The sequence below is a fragment of the Streptococcus macedonicus ACA-DC 198 genome, assembly GCA_000283635.1.
Lineage (GTDB): Bacteria > Bacillota > Bacilli > Lactobacillales > Streptococcaceae > Streptococcus > Streptococcus macedonicus.
On sequence record HE613569.1, the window covers coordinates 398,243 to 416,007 of the forward strand.

Sequence of the window (17,765 nt, forward strand, 5' to 3'; positions counted from 1 at the left end):
AATCCTTTTTAGGCGGTATTGAGTAGCTGTTTTAAGGTGTTTGGAGGATTAGAATTTTGAAATTTTATAATAAAAATAGGAGAAAAGTCGGACGAGACTTGGAAGAGTTTCAGTTTTTTGATATAATAGTTCCATGTTTTATAGTCACAATGAAGATGAGTTGATTGCTTATGGAAATCGGATCGGTCAAGAATTACAGGCAGGAGATATTCTTGTTTTAACAGGAAATCTTGGTGCTGGTAAGACGACCTTAACCAAGGGAATCGCTAAGGGACTTGATATTCACCAGATGATTAAGAGTCCAACATACACAATTGTTCGGGAATACGAAGGACGTTTACCACTTTATCATTTAGATGTTTATCGTATCGGAAATGACCCTGATTCTATCGATTTAGATGATTTTTTGTATGGTGATGGCGTAACTGTGATTGAGTGGGGTGAGCTTCTTGAGGCTGACTTGCTTGGTGATTATCTAGAGCTTGTTATTACGCCGTCAGGAGATGGGCGTGAAATAGCACTACATGCTAACGGTTCACGGAGTCAAACGCTTTTGGAGGCGATTGAACGTGGCTGAGCAGGAAGTTATCATTGAGGAAGCGCAGCCTTCAGATGCCAAAGCTTTGATTGATTTACTCAATCAAGTAAATGCAGAAACAGATTTTATCATTTTAGAGAAGAACTTATCTCTTGATGATATGCAGACTTTTTTACGAACACGTGCAGAAGTCTTAAATGAAATTTGTTTGGTTGTTAGAGTTGGTTCTGAGCTTGCGGGAGTGCTTAATATTGTTAGTACGAACTCACCACAAACTAATCATATCGGCGATATTTTCATTGCATTGCAAGAAAAATATTGGGGATACGGGCTTGGTTCGCTTTTAATGGAAGTTGCTCTTGATTGGGCAGAGCAAATGCCAATGATTCGCCGTTTGGAGTTAACAGTTCAAGCTAGAAATAGCAGAGCTGTTCACCTTTATGAAAAGTTCGGTTTTAAGATTGAAGCTATGAAAGAACGTGGCGCAAAAACTAAAGATGGAGAATTTCTTGACGTCTACTTGATGAGTAGGTTGATAGACTAAAAGTAAACAAATGAAACTCGGAAAAAAAATTCTGCTAATGATAGCAGCAATCTTTGTAACAACAATTGTTGCCTTAGGTGTTTATATTACAACAGCTTACAATTTCTCAACAAGTGAGCTTTCAAAAACGTTTAAAGACTACAAGACGTCTGGTTCTAGTAGTAATGCTATTGAGCAAACAAAGCCTATCTCAATCCTTTTAATGGGGGTTGATACGGGAGATTCAGAACGTACGTCAACGTGGGAAGGTAACAGTGACTCTATGATTTTGGTGACTGTTAATCCTGAAACGAAAAAAACAACGATGACTAGTTTGGAACGTGACATTTTGGTGACACTTACTGGACCAGAAGATAATGATATGAATGGCGTTGAAGCTAAATTGAATGCCGCATATGCTTCTGGTGGTGCGCAAATGGCTATCATGACAGTACAAAGTTTGTTGGATATTACTATTGATTACTATGTCCAAATCAACATGCAAGGTTTGGTAGATTTGGTTGATGCTGTTGGTGGTATTACCGTAACCAATAATTTCGATTTTGCCATTTCGATTGCTGAAAATGAACCTGAATATACAGCAACCGTTGAACCTGGTACACACAAGATTAATGGTGAACAAGCTTTGGTTTACGCACGTATGCGTTATGATGACCCAGAAGGTGACTATGGACGTCAAAAACGCCAACGTGAAGTCATTCAAAAAGTCTTGAAGAAAATTTTAGCGCTTGATAGTGTAAGTTCATATAAAAAAATCCTTTCTGCTGTAAGTAGCAATATGCAAACAAATATTGAAATTTCATCTAGCACGATTCCAAGTCTACTTGGTTATACAGATGCTCTGAGTGATATTGAAACCTACCAACTACAAGGTGAGGATGCGACGATTAATGGTACATCATATCAGATTATCACATCAGATCATCTGCTTGAAATTCAAAATAATATCAAGAAACAACTTGGTTTGGATGAAAGTACAACCTTACAAACAACAGCTGTTCTCTATGAAAATCTCTACGGTAGTGGGACATCAAGTTCTTATGATAGTGGCTATGACAGTGGCTATGACAGTGGTTACAGTGATTACAATAGTGGTGGTTATAGCGACTATAGCACAGATACTTATTCTGATTACAGTGCTTATTCATATTAAGATAATAGAAGCTGAGATGAAATCTCAGCTTCTTTAATTTGAAAAATTTGGTCTGATTAATTGCCTTATCAGTGGTTATTGCTTAGTTTTCTTCTTGATATTTTGCTAGCGTTGCTTTGATTTGCTCTAAGCGGCTATTAGTTTCTTGTTCAAAAAGGCGACGTTTGTAATCCAAATCTTGTCTGATTGTTTGAAGTGTTGGAAGCTGGTTGTTAATGTCGTCAATGCTGCGACGAATTTTTGCGATATCAGTTGAAATTCTTTCGCTAATGTCATCAGCTTCTGCGATTTCTGCTTTAAATTGGTCGCGGTTTTTATAGACGTGATAAGCTGCATATCCTGTGCAACCAGCCACGCCGAGTGCGATAAGATGTCTTAATTTCATGCTTTTACCTCTTGAGAGATTTGCTCTGCTAATTTACCAAGCGCTTCAAAGTCAGGTTCGTGTTCTGTGAAGGCAAATGTGACTTCGTCGTTAGTATCATAACGTGGAATGAGGTGGACGTGTGCATGGAAAACAGTTTGTCCAGCGACTTCTTCGTTGTTATTAAGAATGTTCATGCCGACAGCACTAGTAGCTTTTTGGACGGCACGTGCGACTTTTGGTAAACGACCAAAGAGTATTTCTGATGCTTCTTGAGACATGGCAAGAACATTGCGGACGTGCTCTTTTGGAATTAATAGAGTATGTCCTTTAGTTGTTTGTGAAATGTCTAAAAAAGCAAGTACTTGGTCATCTTCATAGACTTTTGATGACGGAATGTCACCAGCGATAATTTTACAAAAGATACAATTTTCCATTTGAATCACCTATAATCCTTTGATTTTGTTATAATTATTATATCAAAAATTTGTGGGTATCTTATGTTAAAAATTGAAAATGTAACTGGGGGATATATTAACATCCCTGTCTTAAAAAATATTTCTTTTGAAGTTGGTGACGGTGAGCTTATTGGCTTAATTGGTTTGAATGGGGCTGGTAAGTCAACGACAATCAATGAAATTATCGGACTTTTAACGCCATATCAAGGGCAAATTTCGATTGATGGTTTGACTTTGGCGCAGGATCAGGCGGAATATCGTAAGAAAATCGGATTTATCCCAGAAATGCCAAGTTTATATGAAGAACTGACTTTACGTGAACATTTAGAAACGGTTGCAATGGCTTATGACCTTAATTATGATGAGGCGATGGCGCGTGCGACAGAATTGTTGGAACTTTTCCGTTTATCTGATAAATTAGAGTGGTTTCCGATTAATTTCTCTAAAGGGATGAAGCAGAAGGTCATGATTATTTGTGCCTTTATGGTTAATCCAAGTTTGTTTATCGTTGATGAACCCTTTTTGGGATTGGACCCATTAGCGATTTCTGATTTGACAGAATTATTGGCGCAAGAAAAGGCAAAAGGAAAAGCGATTTTGATGTCAACACACGTTTTGGATGCTGCTGAAAAGATGTGTGACCGTTTTGTGATTTTGCATCAAGGGCAAATTCGTGCGACTGGTACATTGGCAGAGCTACGTGAAGCTTTTGGTGATGAGACAGCAACGCTTAATGCTATTTATATGTCATTGACTAAAGAGGTGTGATATGAAAGAAGTTTTTCAAAAGCGCCGTAGTGCTTTTTTAGGGCAAAGCTTAAAGTATCTTCGTTATGTCTTTAATGACCATTTTGTGCTAGTCTTGGTTTTCTTAACAGGTTTTCTGATGGTTCAATACAGCCAGCTGTTACGTCAGTTTCCAAGCCAGACAGTCGTTGTTGACGTGATTTTGGTCTTGGTTATCCTTGTTTTGCTTAGCCTTGGGAAGATTGCGACTTATTTGGAAGCACCTGATAAATTGTTCTATTTGCCAAAAGAAGTTGAGATTTTGCAATGGCTATCACAGGCAAGACGTCGTGCTTTTGTGATTTGGACGATTGTGCAAACAGTAATTCTTGTCTTATTAGCTCCTATCTTCTTTAAACTAGGTTTTTCAATGGTTACCTTTGGCATTTTATTGCTTGCTTTAGCGGCTGTGAAATGGCTTGTAATGAAAGAAAAAAGCAAGGTCTTCTTTTCTCAAGGAAAATTTTCATGGGATGCTGCCATTTCTTATGAAGCAAAACGTCGTCAAGGAGTGCTTAAATTCTTTTCACTTTTCACAACGGTTAAGGGAATTTCAGCTAGTGTGAAACGTCGTTCGTATTTGGATGGTCTGCTTGGTTTGGTCAAAAAAACACATGCCAAAACATGGTCAAATTTATACCTACGTGCGTTTTTACGGAGTTCAGATTATTTTGCTTTAACCTTGCGATTACTCGCATTGAGTTTGCTTGCGCTTATCTTTATTTCCAATCGCTTGGTAGCAGTTAGCTTGGCTTTGGTCTTTAATTATTTATTGCTTTTTCAATTATTAACCCTATCTCAACATTTTGATTATCAATATTTGACCAATCTTTATCCAATTTCTGAAAAGCAAAAGGCGGCTAATTTAAAGACATTTTTGAAAAAATTATCGTATTTACTGGGCTTTTTGGAGTTATTATTAACGTTTTCTTGGCAAGCAGCGAGCTTGTTGGTTTTGGTAACGGTTATTATTACAGAATGGTATCTTCCTTACAAAATCAATAAGATGATTGACTAGGCGCTGTAAAACAAGTAAAATAGGAGTAAACAAACGATTTACGAAAGAAAAGGAGGGCGGACAGGTGACAGTATCGGATCAAGAATTGACAATGATTCCCTTGCGAGGTAAGAGTGGCAAAGCCTTTATTGGTCAATATCCAAACGGTGAAAAAATCTTTATTAAATTGAATACGACACCGATTTTGCCTGCACTTGCTAAAGAACAGATTGCACCACAATTATTGTGGGTACGTCGAACTGGCAATGGTGATACAATGAGTGCTCAAGAGTGGCTTGATGGTAGAATTTTGACAAAAGAGGATATGGGGAGTAAACAAATTGTCCATATTCTTTTACGTTTACATAAATCACGCCCTCTAGTTAATCAGCTGTTACAGTTGAACTATAAGATTGAAAATCCTTATGATTTGTTAGTGGATTGGGAAAAAAATGCCCCACTTCAAATCCAAGAAAATACTTATCTGCAAAGCATCGTTAAAGAATTAAAACGTAGTTTGCCAGAATTTCGTTCAGAAGTCGCAACAATTGTGCATGGTGACATTAAGCATAGCAACTGGGTCATTACGACTAGTGGTATGATTTACCTTGTTGATTGGGATTCTGTGCGATTGACAGATAGAATGTATGATGTAGCCTTTCTTTTGAGCCATTACATTCCATATTCTCGTTGGCAAGAGTGGTTACATTATTATGGTTATAAAGATAGCGAAAAGGTTCGTCAGAAGATTATTTGGTATGGACAATTTTCATATCTTTCACAAATTTTAAATTGTTTTGATAAACGTGACATGGAACACGTTAATCAAGAAATTTATGGTTTACGAAAATTTAGGGAGTTAGTTAGTAAAAAGAAATAATGCGAGTTAGAAAACGTAAGGGTGCTGAGGAGCACTTGAAAAATAACCCACACTATGTTATTTTAAATCCAGAAGTGGTCAAAGGACATTGGCACGAAGTATTTGGTAATGATAATCCGATTCACATTGAAGTAGGTTCAGGAAAAGGTGCCTTTATTACTGGAATGGCTTTGCAAAATCCAGATATTAACTATATCGGAATTGACATTCAAGTATCTGTGCTTAGCTATGCTTTAGATAAAGTGTTAGATAGTCAAGCACCGAATGTTCGTTTGTTGTTAGTTGATGGCTCTGATTTGACAAATTATTTTGCAGATCGTGAGATTGATTTAATGTATTTAAATTTCTCTGACCCATGGCCTAAGAAACGTCATGAAAAACGACGTTTAACGCATAAGACGTTCTTGGATACTTACCGTCAAATTTTGCCAGAACAAGGTGAAATTCATTTCAAAACAGATAACCGTGGCTTGTTTGAATATAGTTTAGCAAGTTTCTCACAATATGGCATGATTTTAAAACAAGTTTGGTTAGATTTACATGCTAGTGATTTTGAGGGAAATGTTATGACTGAATATGAGGAAAAATTCTCTCAAAAAGGACAGGTCATCTACCGTGTCGAAGCACAATTTCAGTAATTAATGGATTGGTAAAAGAGGTTGTTACCTAAACTTCTTTTGGAGAGGTCGCATAGTGGTCGAGTGCGCACGCTTGGAAAGCGTGTAGTCCAATTGGGCTCGGGGGTTCGAATCCCCTCCTCTCCTTACAAAATTGAATGATAAAAGATGCCCTTTATTTTATAGATAATGATGTAAAAAATCAGGGCATTTTTTTGTACTCAATTATCGTAATGTTATTGAGGTTTATGAATGGGAAAGACTCTCACCGGAGTTAAAAAATAACAACTATAGTTTGTATGTTTGGGAGCAAGCTGCTGGTAGTAAAACTACTTAGAATGGTGAGATTTTAATGGTATTAGGAAAAGTAAGTGATTTTTTAATCAAGCATCAAAGATTGTTAACGTACTTAAGTATTTTTGCTGTGTTAATGTTATTAATGCGCGTAGTGTATTATTATGTTTTGATTGGCCATGATAAACCCATCATTTTAGCAATCTTGATAGGAATACTAGTCCTTTGGACCTTAGCATCTTACCCTAATCGAAGACAGCATGTGCTATCCCACTTTATCTTACAGAGTTCGAAACTTATTAACGTCTATGATGTAAGACTTAGATTATCGTTTTATTGCGGTTAATAAGAATGGTATTCGGCTCATGGAAGAAATTTTTTATTTCACTCCCAAAATTGGTGACTTTCCAATGAATTATCTTGATAGTGAAGATGCTGCGCGTTTAAAAGCAAATGTTGATCGTGCGAAAAAGGGTGAAATATTTACATTTATGGATACTATTAAGACAGGCGACAAAATGCTTTACTGGCAAAATATGTATTCTCCCATTTATAACAATCATCAAAAAGTGATTGGTGTTTTTTGTTTTGTTCTTGATATTACAGAGCAGAGACTTCATAAACTTGAAATACAGAGGATGGCATACGAAGATGTTTTAACACGGGTTCATAATCGACAATATATTGAGCTTGCTTTTGAGGAATGTCTGACACATAAAGAAGAACAAATTACGGTTATTATATCTGATTTGGATAAATTCAAGGAAGCAAACGATACCTTTGGACATGCTACGGGAGATAAGATTCTAATTAAATTTGGTGATATTTTAACGAAGATAATGCCTGAAACTGCTGTAATAACAAGGTTAGGTGGAGATGAATTTGCGGTTTTATTACCGGAAGTTTCTGAAAATCAAGCTGAATTTTTAATAAAACTTGTTCAAGCAGAAATGACTGTCACAGATATTGGTGTCACAGCATCTCTAGGTGCCTATACAGATTCTTATCAATCACATAAAACCTTCGTTGATTTTTGTGCAATGGCGGATAAGAAAATGTACGAAAATAAAAGTCAGAAGGATAAAGCGGATGATGTATCAAGATGTTGTTATTGTTATTCCTGCCTATGAACCTGATGAACGTTTGTTGGAACTTTTGAAAAATATTCGTGACAAGGAAAATCACGCATTTGACATTGTTCTTGTTGATGACGGTAGTGGGTTGAAGTTTGCGTCGTTATTTGCAACAGCACAGAGTAACTATGCTTGTCATTTGCAAAGACACGCTGAAAATAAAGGAAAGGGTCGTACTTTAAAAACGGCTATTTCATATATTTTGGACAATTTTCCTAATTCCAAAGGAATTGTGACGATTGATTCTGATGGTCAACATACCTACGAAGACATGATGAAATGTTTGGCTTAATTTTTGCAACATCCTGATAGTTTGGTGCTGGGTGTTAGAACATTTGAAAAATCTGTTCCTTTACGTAGTAAATTTGGAAATTTATTGACAAGAGACGTCTTGGGGGCTATGACAGGTATGAACGTTTCTGATACGCAAACAGGGCTTCGTGTGATTCCTATGTCATGGCTACCAAAACTCTTAACCGTGGAGGGTGAACGGTATTAATTTGAGATGAATATGGTACTTGAGGTAAAAGAGGACAATATTTCGATTTGTGAAGTTGGCATTGCAACGATTTATTTGGATGAAAATCAGTCGTCGCATTTTGATGTGATTCGTGACTCGATTAGAATTTACAAGGTTTTCTTCAAGTACATTTTTTCATCATTGTTTTCCTTCTTGGTTGATATTGTTGCTTTTACGATTTTAATTTCTTTGTTTAATGGATTGAGTTTTAGTGCGGTAACGCTAGCCTCGGTTTTAGCGCGTGCGATATCATCTGTTGTTAATTTCACCTTGAATCATAAATTGGTTTTTAAAAAAGGTAAATCTAATAGTGTTATTAGATATTTTTTGTTGGTTGTAGTACAAATTATTTTGTCTAGTTCTTTAGTAACGATTCTAAAAAATGCCTTGACGACGCTGCCAATTTCATTGGTAAAGATTTTAGTTGACGGTACACTTTTCTTTGTCAGTTATTTTGTGCAAAAACATTTGATTTTTAGTGGAGGCGAGAATGAAAACCAGTAAGAGGATACTCTACTTTGTTGCTTTTGTAACAACTGCCTTTTATTTAACTTGGCGATTGGTGGCGACTATTCCGTGGCATGATTCATGACTTGCGCTGATTTTTGGAATTTTATTGTGGGGAAGTGAGGTAGTTTTAGCCATCACAGGCTACATTCTCATTTGGAATAAGCAAAAGGACTTTGAGCTTGAAAAGCCTGAGATTGCTAAGGAGCGTTACCCAGATGTGGATGTTTTGATTGCAACGCATAATGAGGATCCAGAGCTGCTTTATAAGACGATTAATGCCTGTATTTGTATGGAGTATCCTGATAAGTCTAAGGTACATATCTACGTCTGTGATGATACCAATCGTCTAGAAGTTGCCAAATTGGCTGATGAGCTCAGTGTTGGTTATTTCGGTCTAGCAGATAATAAAGATGCTAAATCAGGAAACTACAATAATGCTTTACGTCAGACGTCATCACCTTTGGTGGCGACATTTGATGCGGATATGATTCCTTATCGTGAATTCCTGTTGGAGACTGTGCCTTATTTTGTTGCACAAGTTGAGGCTTATGAAAATGGTGACGATTATGATAAGTCAAAAGTTGGTTTGATTCAAACGCCACAAAGTTTTTACAATGCTGATATTTTCCAATTTAACTTGTTCTCAGAATCAACCTTACCAAACGAACAAGATTTCTTTTCCAAAGAAATTAATGTTTTCAATAATTCGCACAGTGCAGCGGTTTATACGGGTTCTAATACAGTTATTTTCCGCAAGGCGATTGAAGATGTTGGTGGTTTTCCGACAGATACCATTACGGAGGATTTCGAACTAGGTGTTCGGATGAATGCGGCTGGTTATGTCAATTATTCGACGAAAAGTCCAATGGCTAGCGGGTTAATGCCAACAGATTTGAAGAGTGTCATCAAGCAGCGCGTGCGTTGGGGGCGTGGCGTTATTCGCAGTAGCTACAATATGAATATCTTCTTTAATCCCAAATTGACAAAGAGGCAAAGAATTGTTTATGTTAATGGCATCACACAGCGACAGCGTAACAAGTTATTACCTCTGGAATAAAAATATCGATACTAGAGATGATTTCAATTTAACAGACGATGACTTTATTGCACTCTTAAAAACATATGACGAAGTCTTGATTTTAGATGACCATTATACGTTTAATGCCTTGACGAAAAAACTATTTGGTCGGACATATTCCCCAGGATTGTATAAAGTATCAGATATTCTTGCTGTAAAAGGGTAAGTTTTCTAGCTTTATCAAGCATAAGTCTTGATATTTCAAATAAAATGTGCTATTATAATAAAAAATATGTAGAAGGAGGCGGAGTTTGTGACTTCGCCTCTTGTGGTGCTTAAATCTCATTTTAGCCCAAAAGGCTAGTGATTACACGAGATTAAGAGCAAAGTTCTACGATGAGACGCTACAAGTCCACTTCGTAGAAGTGAATGAGCGTAGTGAACTTTCTATTTTTGATTTTGAAGATAAAGGAGGGGATTCTTATCGCAAACGCAAATACAATCATTGATGTTGTTACAGAAGTGGTTGCACCAGCTATTAAAGAGCCGTTTGAATTGGTTGATGTCGAGTATGAGAAAATGGGTAGCGATTATGTGCTTAGCATTTTAATTGACAAGCCAGAAGGGATTACGGTAGATGATACAGCAGAGTTGACTGAAATTATCAGCCCTTTGCTTGATGCGATTAAACCAGACCCATTTCCAGAGCAGTATATGTTGGAAGTGTCTAGCCCTGGTTTAGAGCGTCCGTTAAAAACGAAAGAAGCTCTTGAAAAAGCTGTAGGTTCTTATGTCAATGTTAGTCTCTACAAAGCGATTGATAAAGTTAAGGTATTCCAAGGGGACCTTGTTGCTTTTGACGGTGACACATTGACCATTGATTATTTGGATAAAACGCGGAAAAAAACAGTTGAAATTCCGCATTCGACAGTTGCAAAAGCACGTTTGGCAGTGAAATTGTAGTTAAGATTTATAAACTACAATCTGATTTTATTTAGATATAGACGAAAGGATACGCTCTACTGACCATGTAGAGCAATGAAAACAATGAGCAAAGAAATGCTAGAAGCCTTCCGTATTTTGGAAGAAGAAAAACACATTAACAAAGAAGACATCATTGACGCTGTGAAAGAGTCTTTGAAATCAGCTTACAAACGTCGTTATGGTCAATCTGAATCATGTGTTATTGAATTCGATGATAAAAAAGGTGATTTTAAAGTTTACACTGTTCGTGAAGTTGTTGAAGAAGTTTTTGATAGCCGTTTAGAAATCAGTTTGTCAGATGCGTTGAAAATCAGTTCAGCTTATGAACTCGGTGATAAAATTCGTTTTGAAGAATCTGTTGCTGAATTTGGTCGAGTTGCTGCTCAATCAGCTAAACAAACAATCATGGAAAAAATGCGCCGTCAAATTCGTGAAGTAACTTACAATGAGTACAAACAACACGAAGGCGAAATCATGACTGGTACTGTTGAACGTTTTGACCAACGTTTCATCTATGTTAATCTTGGGTCGCTTGAAGCACAATTATCACACCAAGATCAAATTCCTGGTGAAACCTTCAAATCACATGACCGTATTGAAGTTTATATTTACAAAGTTGAAAACAATCCAAAAGGTGTCAACGTTTTTGTAAGCCGTAGCCACCCACAATTCATCAAACGCATTATGGAACAAGAAATTCCTGAAGTATTTGACGGAACAGTTGAAATCATGAGCGTTTCACGTGAGGCCGGCGACCGTACAAAAGTTGCTGTTCGTAGCCACAATCCAAACGTTGATGCTATCGGTACTATCGTCGGTCGTGGTGGAAGCAACATCAAGAAAGTGATTAGCAAATTCCATCCAAAACGTTATGATGCCAAAGCTGGTGTTGAAGTGCCAATCGAAGAAAATATCGATGTTATCCAATGGGTTGAAGATCCAGCGGAATTCATCTACAACGCCATTGCGCCAGCAGAAGTTGATATGGTTCTTTTTGACGAAGAAGACAGCAAACGTGCGACTGTTGTTGTTCCTGACAACAAATTGTCACTTGCTATCGGTCGCCGTGGACAAAACGTTCGTTTGGCAGCTCATTTAACTGGCTACCGTATCGACATCAAATCTACATCAGAATACGAAGCACTTGAAGCTGAACGTGAAGCAAACGCAGCTGTAGCACAAGAAGAAGTTGCACCTGTTGAAGAAGCAGCTGAATCTGTTGAAACTGAAGTTGTAGCAAACGACGCAGAATAAAGAAAGATAGAGGTGTTTGATGGCTAAAACACGTAAAATACCTTTAAGAAAATCAGTTGTTTCAGGCGAAGTAATTGATAAGCGCGATTTGCTTCGCATTGTTAAGAACAAAGAAGGCGAGATTTTTATCGATCCGACTGGTAAGAAAAACGGTCGCGGTGCCTACATTAAGCTTGACAATGAAGAAGCAATCCAAGCTAAAAATAAAAAAGTGTTTAATCGTAGTTTTTCAATGGAAGTTCCTGACGAATTTTATGACGAATTAATTGCTTACGTCGATCACAAAGTTAAAAGAAGAGAGTTGGGTCTTGAATAACCGTGAAAGATTGTCAAATTTGATTGGTCTAGCACAGCGAGCAGGAAAAGTTATCTCTGGTGAAGAATTAGTTATCAAAGCGATTCAATCTGGAAAAGCACAGCTTATTTTCCTAGCCAATGATGCTGGCGCTAATTTGACAAAGAAAACAACTGATAAATGTCAATATTATAAAGTAGAAGTCTCTACAGTGTTTAACACACTGGAATTAAGTTCTGCTCTTGGAAAACCGCGTAAAGTGGTAGCCATAGCAGATACTGGATTTTCAAAGAAAATGAGGACTCTTATGAACTAAAAGAATAGGAGGACATCAATTGTCAAAGAAAAGATTATATGAAATCGCTAAAGAATTGGGTAAATCAAGCAAGGAAGTTGTTGAATGTGCTCAAGAATTAGGACTTGCTGTTAAGAGCCATTCTTCTAGCGTTGAAGAATCTGATGTCAAACGCATTGTGGCACAATTTTCAGATAAGCCTCAATCTACTCCAGCTAAACCTAAAGTAGAAAAATCATCTGAAGAAACAGTTGTACAAGCTTCAAAAGCTACTCCTGCAACACCAGCAAAACCACAAAGCCGTAATTTTAAGGCTGAGCGTGAAGCGCGTGCCAAAGCCGAAGCTGAAAGACGCGCTAATGGTGGCGATAAAAAACCTCGTAACGACCAACGTCGCGATGACCGTTCAAATCGTAATGATCGACAAGGGAACTCCCAAAATAATCGTAAACAAAATAAACGCGATCGTAATTCTCAAAATCATAATCGAAGAGATCAACGTGATAATCGCCACGATAACCGTCAGCAACCAGTAAAACCACGTGTTGACTTTAAAGCACGTGCCGCTGCCATAAAAGCTGAACAAAATGCTGAGTATTTACGTCAAAGTGAAAACCGAATTTACGAGCAAGAAAATGCTAAGCGTAAAGCAACCGCTGCGAAAGAGCAAGAACAAAAGGCTCGTGTTGAGGCAAAAGCTAAGGCTGAAGAAAAGAAAGCAGTAGTTAAAAAGACTGCGCCTGCTCCACAAACTGTGGTGGCAGAACGTCCTGCACCAACTGCTGATAAACGTCGTAAGAAAGAAGTTCGTTCTGAAAAATCACATGATTACAATCATGAGCATAAAGACGGACCGCGCAAGAATAAAAATAGAAAAAACTGGAATAATCAAAACCAAGTGAGAAATCAAAGAAATAGTAACTGGAATAATAATAAGAAAAACAAAAAAGGTAAAAATAATCGTAATAATGCTCCAAAACCTGTAACAGAGCGTAAGTTCCGTGAATTGCCTAAAGAATTTGAATATACTGAAGGTATGACAGTCGCTGAAATCGCAAAACGTATTAAACGCGAGCCAGCTGAAATTGTTAAGAAATTGTTCATGATGGGTGTTATGGCAACACAAAACCAATCCCTCGACAGCGATACAATCGAATTGTTGATGGCTGATTATGGTATTGAAGCTCATAAAAAAGTTGAGGTTGACGAAGCTGATATCGAACGCTTCTTCGTAGATGAAGATTACCTCAATCCTGAAAATATGGTTGAACGTGCACCTGTTGTTACAATCATGGGTCACGTTGACCATGGTAAAACAACCCTTCTTGATACCCTTCGTAATTCACGTGTCGCTACAGGCGAAGCTGGTGGTATCACTCAACATATCGGCGCTTACCAAATTGTTGAAAATGGTAAGAAAATTACTTTCCTTGATACACCAGGACACGCGGCATTTACATCAATGCGTGCGCGTGGTGCATCAATCACAGATATTACAATCTTGATTGTTGCTGCTGATGACGGTGTTATGCCTCAAACAGTCGAAGCCATTAACCACTCTAAAGCTGCTGGCGTCCCAATCATCGTTGCGATCAACAAAATTGATAAACCAGGTGCCAACCCAGAACGTGTTATCGGTGAATTGGCAGAACACGGTGTTATTTCAACTGCCTGGGGCGGCGAGTCTGAGTTCGTTGAAATCTCAGCTAAGTTCGGCCAAAATATCGAAGAATTACTGGAAACAGTTCTCTTGGTTGCTGAAATGGAAGAACTTAAAGCTGACCCAACAGTTCGTGCTATCGGTACCGTTATCGAAGCTCGTCTTGATAAAGGTAAAGGTGCGGTTGCCACTCTTCTTGTTCAACAAGGGACTTTGAACGTTCAAGACCCAATCGTTGTTGGTAATACATTTGGACGTGTCCGTGCTATGACAAACGACCTTGGTCGCCGTGTCAAAACTGCTGGACCATCTACACCGGTTTCAATCACTGGTTTGAACGAAGTGCCTATGGCGGGGGACCACTTCGCGGTTTATGAAGATGAAAAAGCTGCGCGTGCAGCTGGTGAAGAACGTGCTAAACGCGCTTTGATGAAACAACGTCAAAATACACAACGCGTCTCACTTGAAAACCTCTTTGATACTCTTAAAGCTGGTGAAGTTAAATCTGTTAACGTTATCATCAAGGCAGACGTCCAAGGTTCTGTCGAAGCCCTTGCTGCATCACTCCTTAAGATTGATGTTGAAGGCGTTAAAATCAACGTTGTTCACTCAGCTGTTGGTGCTATCAACGAATCTGACGTGACTCTTGCGGAAGCGTCAAACGCTGTTATCATCGGTTTCAACGTTCGCCCTACACCGCAAGCTCGTCAACAAGCGGAAGCTGATGATGTTGAAATTCGTTTGCACTCAATCATCTACAAAGTGATTGAAGAAGTTGAGGACGCCATGAAAGGTATGCTTGACCCAGAATTCGAAGAAAAAATCATTGGTGAAGCTGTTATCCGTGAAACATTCAAAGTTTCTAAAGTGGGAACTATCGGTGGATTCATGGTGCTTAGCGGTAAAGTCACTCGCGATTCAAGCGTTCGTGTTATCCGTGACGGTGTCGTTGTCTTCGACGGCAAACTTGCCAGCCTTAAACATTACAAAGATGATGTCAAAGAAGTTGGTAATGCCCAAGAAGGTGGTTTGATGATTGAAAACTACAACGACCTTAAAGTGGACGATACCATCGAAGCTTATGTTATGGAAGAAATTAAACGTTAATAAGTATTGTTGCTGAAGCAACTAATACTTGTACGGCAATCTCTATGGAGCATTGCCTAAACGTTATACTAGTCTAAAACTTCCAGTATTATCGACTGAAATTTTTAGCTGTCGAAACGCTTGGGAGTAAGACAGAACCCCAAAAAGTAGGTTCGTCGTCTTACACCCGTACAGTTGACTAGGTTGGTCGCAATTTTTGCGAAGCAAAATAAGCTCTGCCAGTCAACCACTGCGCAACCATTGAGAATAAAGTCTCTAATGGTGTATGATAAGCTCTAGCAGACTTTCAGTTGATGACTAGCTTTCAAGAATTCTCTAGTAAAAACAGAGCTATATACTGCAGTCTTGTTTTACCACGGTGGTAGCTATCTTTAGAGTATCAACAAATTTAGTTTTTATGAAATAATTTCTAAAATTTGCCAGTCTTGTCTATTGATTGATTATTTGCAAGCGAAGCGAGCAACAAGACGATACTTACCGCTGTGGTAAAAGTGGCTGAATTTACTACAATTCGGCCACTCGAAAGTTTTGAGACTTTAGGCTCAAAACTTAGGTATGGAATTTCTTGGATTCCTTCAATAGTCCACTGGACTATTGAACCTGCCGTCCGCACAACTTAAGGAAAGTATCAAAAAGACTTCTTTAGAAAAATAAAAAATATCAAAATAACTAGAAAGGATATTTTATGGCTAATCATCGTGTTGACCGTGTTGGTATGGAAATCAAACGTGAAGTAAACGAAATTTTGCAAAAAAAAGTTCGCGACCCACGTGTTCAAGATGTGACAATTACTGATGTTCAAATGCTTGGAGATCTTTCAATGGCTAAAGTGTATTACACTATTCACTCTGAACTTGCGTCAGATAATCAAAAAGCCCAAACTGGTCTTGAAAAAGCAAAAGGAACTATCAAACGTGAACTTGGTCGCAACTTGACTATGTACAAAATTCCAGATTTGACATTCATCAAAGATGAATCAATCGAATACGGCAATAAAATTGACCAAATGCTTCGTGATTTGGAAGCTAAAAAATAACATAGCTTTCCATTTCAGTTTAAAATAGAAAAACAATTAAGAACTCGCTAATTGGCGGGTTCTTTTGTGTTATAATAAAAGTGTTTTTTTTGAAATGGGGAAATAAAAAAGATGAATATTACGGTTTATTTGGCTTCAAGTATGGGAAATACGCCAGATTATCACGAACAAGTTGTCGCATTTGCGAATTGGTTAGCTCAACATGACCATTGTTTGGTTTATGGTGGAAGCAAAACTGGACTTATGGGAGTTTTGGCGGACAAGGCATTGGCACAGGGTGGTAAAGTCTATGGTATCATGCCTGATTTTATGCAAAAACGTGAAAAGGCACATCAAGGCTTAACACACTTGCAAATTGTTGCTGATATGGATGAGCGTAAGCGTCTCTTAATGGAAGAGGGCGACATTTTAGTCGCATTTCCAGGCGGTCCAGGGACACTTGAAGAGATTATTCAGGCTATTTCATGGGCGCGTGTTGGGCAACTCGACAAGCCCTGCTTGCTTTTTAACATGAACGGTTACTATGATAGCCTCAAAGAACAATTTAATCAGATGGTGCAGGCAGGATTTTTAACGACAGCTGACCGCAAAAAGGTTATCTTTGTCGATAGTCTGCAAGTGTTAGAAGAGGTTATCAGTAGTTATCAGAAATGAGGGATGGGATTCATGGATTTACAAGCGTTATTTGTGCAAGATGAAGAGTTAATGGGGATTCTTAGAGTAATAGCAGAGCTGGATTTGCAAGATTCTTGGCTAGCATCTGGGACATTACGCAACTATGTTTGGAATGTCTTGTCAGGAAAAGCTGGCTTGGCACAAGCAAGTGATTTAGATGTCGTTTTTTATGATGCCAATGTGTCTTATGATGAAACGCTGGCGCTTCAGCAAGGCCTTCAACAGCGCTACCCAGCCTATCAATGGGAAATCAAGAATCAGGTTTATATGCACAGCCATAGTCCAAATACGCTCCCTTACCAAAATGCGAGAGATGCTGTTAGCAAATATCCAGAGCGTTGCACAGCCATTGCAGCAAGATTGAACAATGATGAGTTGGAACTTTTTTTGCCTTATGGTGATGACGATATTGTTAATTTTGTCGTGCAACCGACACCGCATTTTTCAGAAGATAAGAAACGGATGCAGGTCTATCGTGAACGCCTTGCTAAGAAAGATTGGCAGGAAAAATGGCCAAACTTACAACTGCTTGATAAATAAGAATAATACGCTAGGTGAAACAGATTGCTTTGAGTTTTGCAATGTGTTTCATTTTTTTATCTTTTATTGTTGACAAGTGTAAACTATAATCGTATAATAAACCTACA

The 17,765-nt window shown here is 38.1% G+C and carries 17 protein-coding genes, 1 tRNA gene and 4 pseudogenes; 20 read left to right on the top strand and 2 right to left on the bottom strand.

From position 1 onward, the window contains the following. The first annotated feature begins 133 nt into the window (after window positions 1-133). Genes tsaE through lytR form a run of 3 tightly spaced genes read left to right on the top strand, consistent with a single transcriptional unit; the run spans window position 134 to window position 2,235 of the window. Window positions 134-577, top strand: coding sequence for a tRNA (adenosine(37)-N6)-threonylcarbamoyltransferase complex ATPase subunit type 1 TsaE (gene tsaE, locus SMA_RS02135; RefSeq protein ID WP_014294003.1), 444 nt, complete (start codon window positions 134-136; stop codon window positions 575-577). Continuing rightward, window positions 570-1,082 (top strand): GNAT family N-acetyltransferase, encoded by a 513-nt coding sequence (locus SMA_RS02140; RefSeq protein WP_014294004.1) that lies wholly within the window; start codon window positions 570-572, stop codon window positions 1,080-1,082. Before tsaE ends, SMA_RS02140 begins: the two co-directional genes overlap by 8 nt. A 10-nt stretch (window positions 1,083-1,092) precedes the next feature. After that, a complete protein-coding gene (gene lytR, locus SMA_RS02145; protein ID WP_014294005.1) occupies window positions 1,093-2,235 on the top strand; it encodes a glycopolymer--peptidoglycan transferase LytR in 1,143 nt (380 codons plus the stop codon). Window positions 2,236-2,317: 82 nt separating this feature from the next. On the opposite strand, the gene SMA_RS02150 is transcribed toward lytR, so the two are convergent. Together SMA_RS02150 and SMA_RS02155 are read right to left on the bottom strand one after the other, a co-directional pair. After that, a complete protein-coding gene (locus SMA_RS02150) occupies window positions 2,318-2,620 on the bottom strand; it encodes a hypothetical protein (RefSeq protein WP_014294006.1) in 303 nt (100 codons plus the stop codon). Next, window positions 2,617-3,036 carry an HIT family protein gene (locus tag SMA_RS02155; protein WP_014294007.1) on the bottom strand — a complete coding sequence of 140 codons (420 nt, stop codon included), beginning with the start codon at window positions 3,034-3,036 and terminating at the stop codon, window positions 2,617-2,619. Before SMA_RS02155 ends, SMA_RS02150 begins: the two co-directional genes overlap by 4 nt. 63 nt (window positions 3,037-3,099) lie before the next feature. Here SMA_RS02155 and SMA_RS02160 point away from each other — a divergent pair, with 63 nt between their 5' ends. The 17 genes and pseudogenes from SMA_RS02160 to SMA_RS02235 all read left to right on the top strand — a co-directional run bounded on the left by SMA_RS02160 (window position 3,100) and on the right by SMA_RS02235 (window position 17,658). Next, window positions 3,100-3,825, top strand: coding sequence for an ABC transporter ATP-binding protein (locus tag SMA_RS02160; RefSeq protein ID WP_014294008.1), 726 nt, complete (start codon window positions 3,100-3,102; stop codon window positions 3,823-3,825). A 1-nt stretch (window position 3,826) separates the two neighbouring features. Further along, window positions 3,827-4,861: an ABC transporter permease gene (locus SMA_RS02165; RefSeq protein WP_014294009.1), complete on the top strand. Its 1,035-nt coding sequence runs from the start codon at window positions 3,827-3,829 to the stop codon at window positions 4,859-4,861. Between the two features lie 64 nt (window positions 4,862-4,925). Continuing rightward, entirely contained in the window at window positions 4,926-5,720 is a 795-nt protein-coding gene (gene ccrZ, locus SMA_RS02170) for a cell cycle regulator CcrZ (RefSeq protein WP_014294010.1), read from the top strand. Then, window positions 5,720-6,358 (top strand): tRNA (guanosine(46)-N7)-methyltransferase TrmB, encoded by a 639-nt coding sequence (trmB, locus tag SMA_RS02175; protein ID WP_014294011.1) that lies wholly within the window; start codon window positions 5,720-5,722, stop codon window positions 6,356-6,358. Before ccrZ ends, trmB begins: the two co-directional genes overlap by 1 nt. 41 nt (window positions 6,359-6,399) lie before the next feature. Then, window positions 6,400-6,484: transfer RNA gene (locus SMA_RS02180), tRNA-Ser, on the top strand. Between the two features lie 205 nt (window positions 6,485-6,689). Continuing rightward, window positions 6,690-7,761 (top strand): annotated as a pseudogene (locus tag SMA_RS02185) (sensor domain-containing diguanylate cyclase). Next, window positions 7,721-8,788, top strand: a pseudogene (locus tag SMA_RS02190) (glycosyltransferase). Before SMA_RS02185 ends, SMA_RS02190 begins: the two co-directional pseudogenes overlap by 41 nt. Then, window positions 8,775-9,809: pseudogene (locus tag SMA_RS02195) on the top strand (glycosyltransferase family 2 protein); the annotation flags it as partial. The pseudogenes SMA_RS02190 and SMA_RS02195, both read left to right, overlap by 14 nt. After that, a pseudogene (locus SMA_RS10775) lies at window positions 9,787-10,038 on the top strand (hypothetical protein); the annotation flags it as partial. The pseudogenes SMA_RS02195 and SMA_RS10775, both read left to right, overlap by 23 nt. A gap of 203 nt (window positions 10,039-10,241) precedes the next feature. Then, complete coding sequence (gene rimP / locus SMA_RS02200) at window positions 10,242-10,775, top strand: ribosome maturation factor RimP (protein WP_014294013.1); 534 nt, start codon at window positions 10,242-10,244, stop codon at window positions 10,773-10,775. 84 nt (window positions 10,776-10,859) lie between these two features. Then, window positions 10,860-12,050, top strand: coding sequence for a transcription termination factor NusA (nusA, locus tag SMA_RS02205; protein WP_039670487.1), 1,191 nt, complete (start codon window positions 10,860-10,862; stop codon window positions 12,048-12,050). Between the two features lie 19 nt (window positions 12,051-12,069). Next, a complete protein-coding gene (gene rnpM, locus SMA_RS02210; RefSeq protein ID WP_003063410.1) occupies window positions 12,070-12,366 on the top strand; it encodes an RNase P modulator RnpM in 297 nt (98 codons plus the stop codon). After that, window positions 12,359-12,661 carry a YlxQ-related RNA-binding protein gene (locus SMA_RS02215; protein WP_014294015.1) on the top strand — a complete coding sequence of 101 codons (303 nt, stop codon included), beginning with the start codon at window positions 12,359-12,361 and terminating at the stop codon, window positions 12,659-12,661. Before rnpM ends, SMA_RS02215 begins: the two co-directional genes overlap by 8 nt. A 19-nt stretch (window positions 12,662-12,680) precedes the next feature. Beyond that, the gene (gene infB, locus SMA_RS02220) at window positions 12,681-15,407 is read left to right on the top strand and encodes a translation initiation factor IF-2 (protein WP_014294016.1); all 2,727 of its coding nucleotides are present in this window, start codon (window positions 12,681-12,683) and stop codon (window positions 15,405-15,407) included. A gap of 685 nt (window positions 15,408-16,092) precedes the next feature. Further along, the gene (gene rbfA, locus SMA_RS02225) at window positions 16,093-16,443 is read left to right on the top strand and encodes a 30S ribosome-binding factor RbfA (protein WP_009853447.1); all 351 of its coding nucleotides are present in this window, start codon (window positions 16,093-16,095) and stop codon (window positions 16,441-16,443) included. Window positions 16,444-16,554: 111 nt separating this feature from the next. After that, window positions 16,555-17,097 (top strand): LOG family protein, encoded by a 543-nt coding sequence (locus SMA_RS02230; protein ID WP_014294017.1) that lies wholly within the window; start codon window positions 16,555-16,557, stop codon window positions 17,095-17,097. Window positions 17,098-17,109: 12 nt separating this feature from the next. After that, window positions 17,110-17,658: a nucleotidyltransferase family protein gene (locus SMA_RS02235; protein WP_014294018.1), complete on the top strand. Its 549-nt coding sequence runs from the start codon at window positions 17,110-17,112 to the stop codon at window positions 17,656-17,658. Window positions 17,659-17,765: the final 107 nt, after the last annotated feature.

Bases quoted from the DNA above. Each gene is read 5' to 3' on its own strand.
- tsaE (WP_014294003.1), top strand. From the start codon at position 134: ATGTTTTATAGTCACAATGAAGATGAGTTGATTGCTTATGGAAATCGG.
- lytR (WP_014294005.1), top strand. From the start codon at position 1,093: ATGAAACTCGGAAAAAAAATTCTGCTAATGATAGCAGCAATCTTTGTA.
- SMA_RS02150 (WP_014294006.1), bottom strand. From the start codon at position 2,620: ATGAAATTAAGACATCTTATCGCACTCGGCGTGGCTGGTTGCACAGGA.
- SMA_RS02155 (WP_014294007.1), bottom strand. From the start codon at position 3,036: ATGGAAAATTGTATCTTTTGTAAAATTATCGCTGGTGACATTCCGTCA.
- SMA_RS02160 (WP_014294008.1), top strand. From the start codon at position 3,100: ATGTTAAAAATTGAAAATGTAACTGGGGGATATATTAACATCCCTGTC.
- SMA_RS02165 (WP_014294009.1), top strand. From the start codon at position 3,827: ATGAAAGAAGTTTTTCAAAAGCGCCGTAGTGCTTTTTTAGGGCAAAGC.
- trmB (WP_014294011.1), top strand. From the start codon at position 5,720: ATGCGAGTTAGAAAACGTAAGGGTGCTGAGGAGCACTTGAAAAATAAC.
- rimP (WP_014294013.1), top strand. From the start codon at position 10,242: ATGAGCGTAGTGAACTTTCTATTTTTGATTTTGAAGATAAAGGAGGGG.
- nusA (WP_039670487.1), top strand. From the start codon at position 10,860: ATGAGCAAAGAAATGCTAGAAGCCTTCCGTATTTTGGAAGAAGAAAAA.
- rnpM (WP_003063410.1), top strand. From the start codon at position 12,070: ATGGCTAAAACACGTAAAATACCTTTAAGAAAATCAGTTGTTTCAGGC.
- rbfA (WP_009853447.1), top strand. From the start codon at position 16,093: ATGGCTAATCATCGTGTTGACCGTGTTGGTATGGAAATCAAACGTGAA.
- SMA_RS02230 (WP_014294017.1), top strand. From the start codon at position 16,555: ATGAATATTACGGTTTATTTGGCTTCAAGTATGGGAAATACGCCAGAT.
- SMA_RS02235 (WP_014294018.1), top strand. From the start codon at position 17,110: ATGGATTTACAAGCGTTATTTGTGCAAGATGAAGAGTTAATGGGGATT.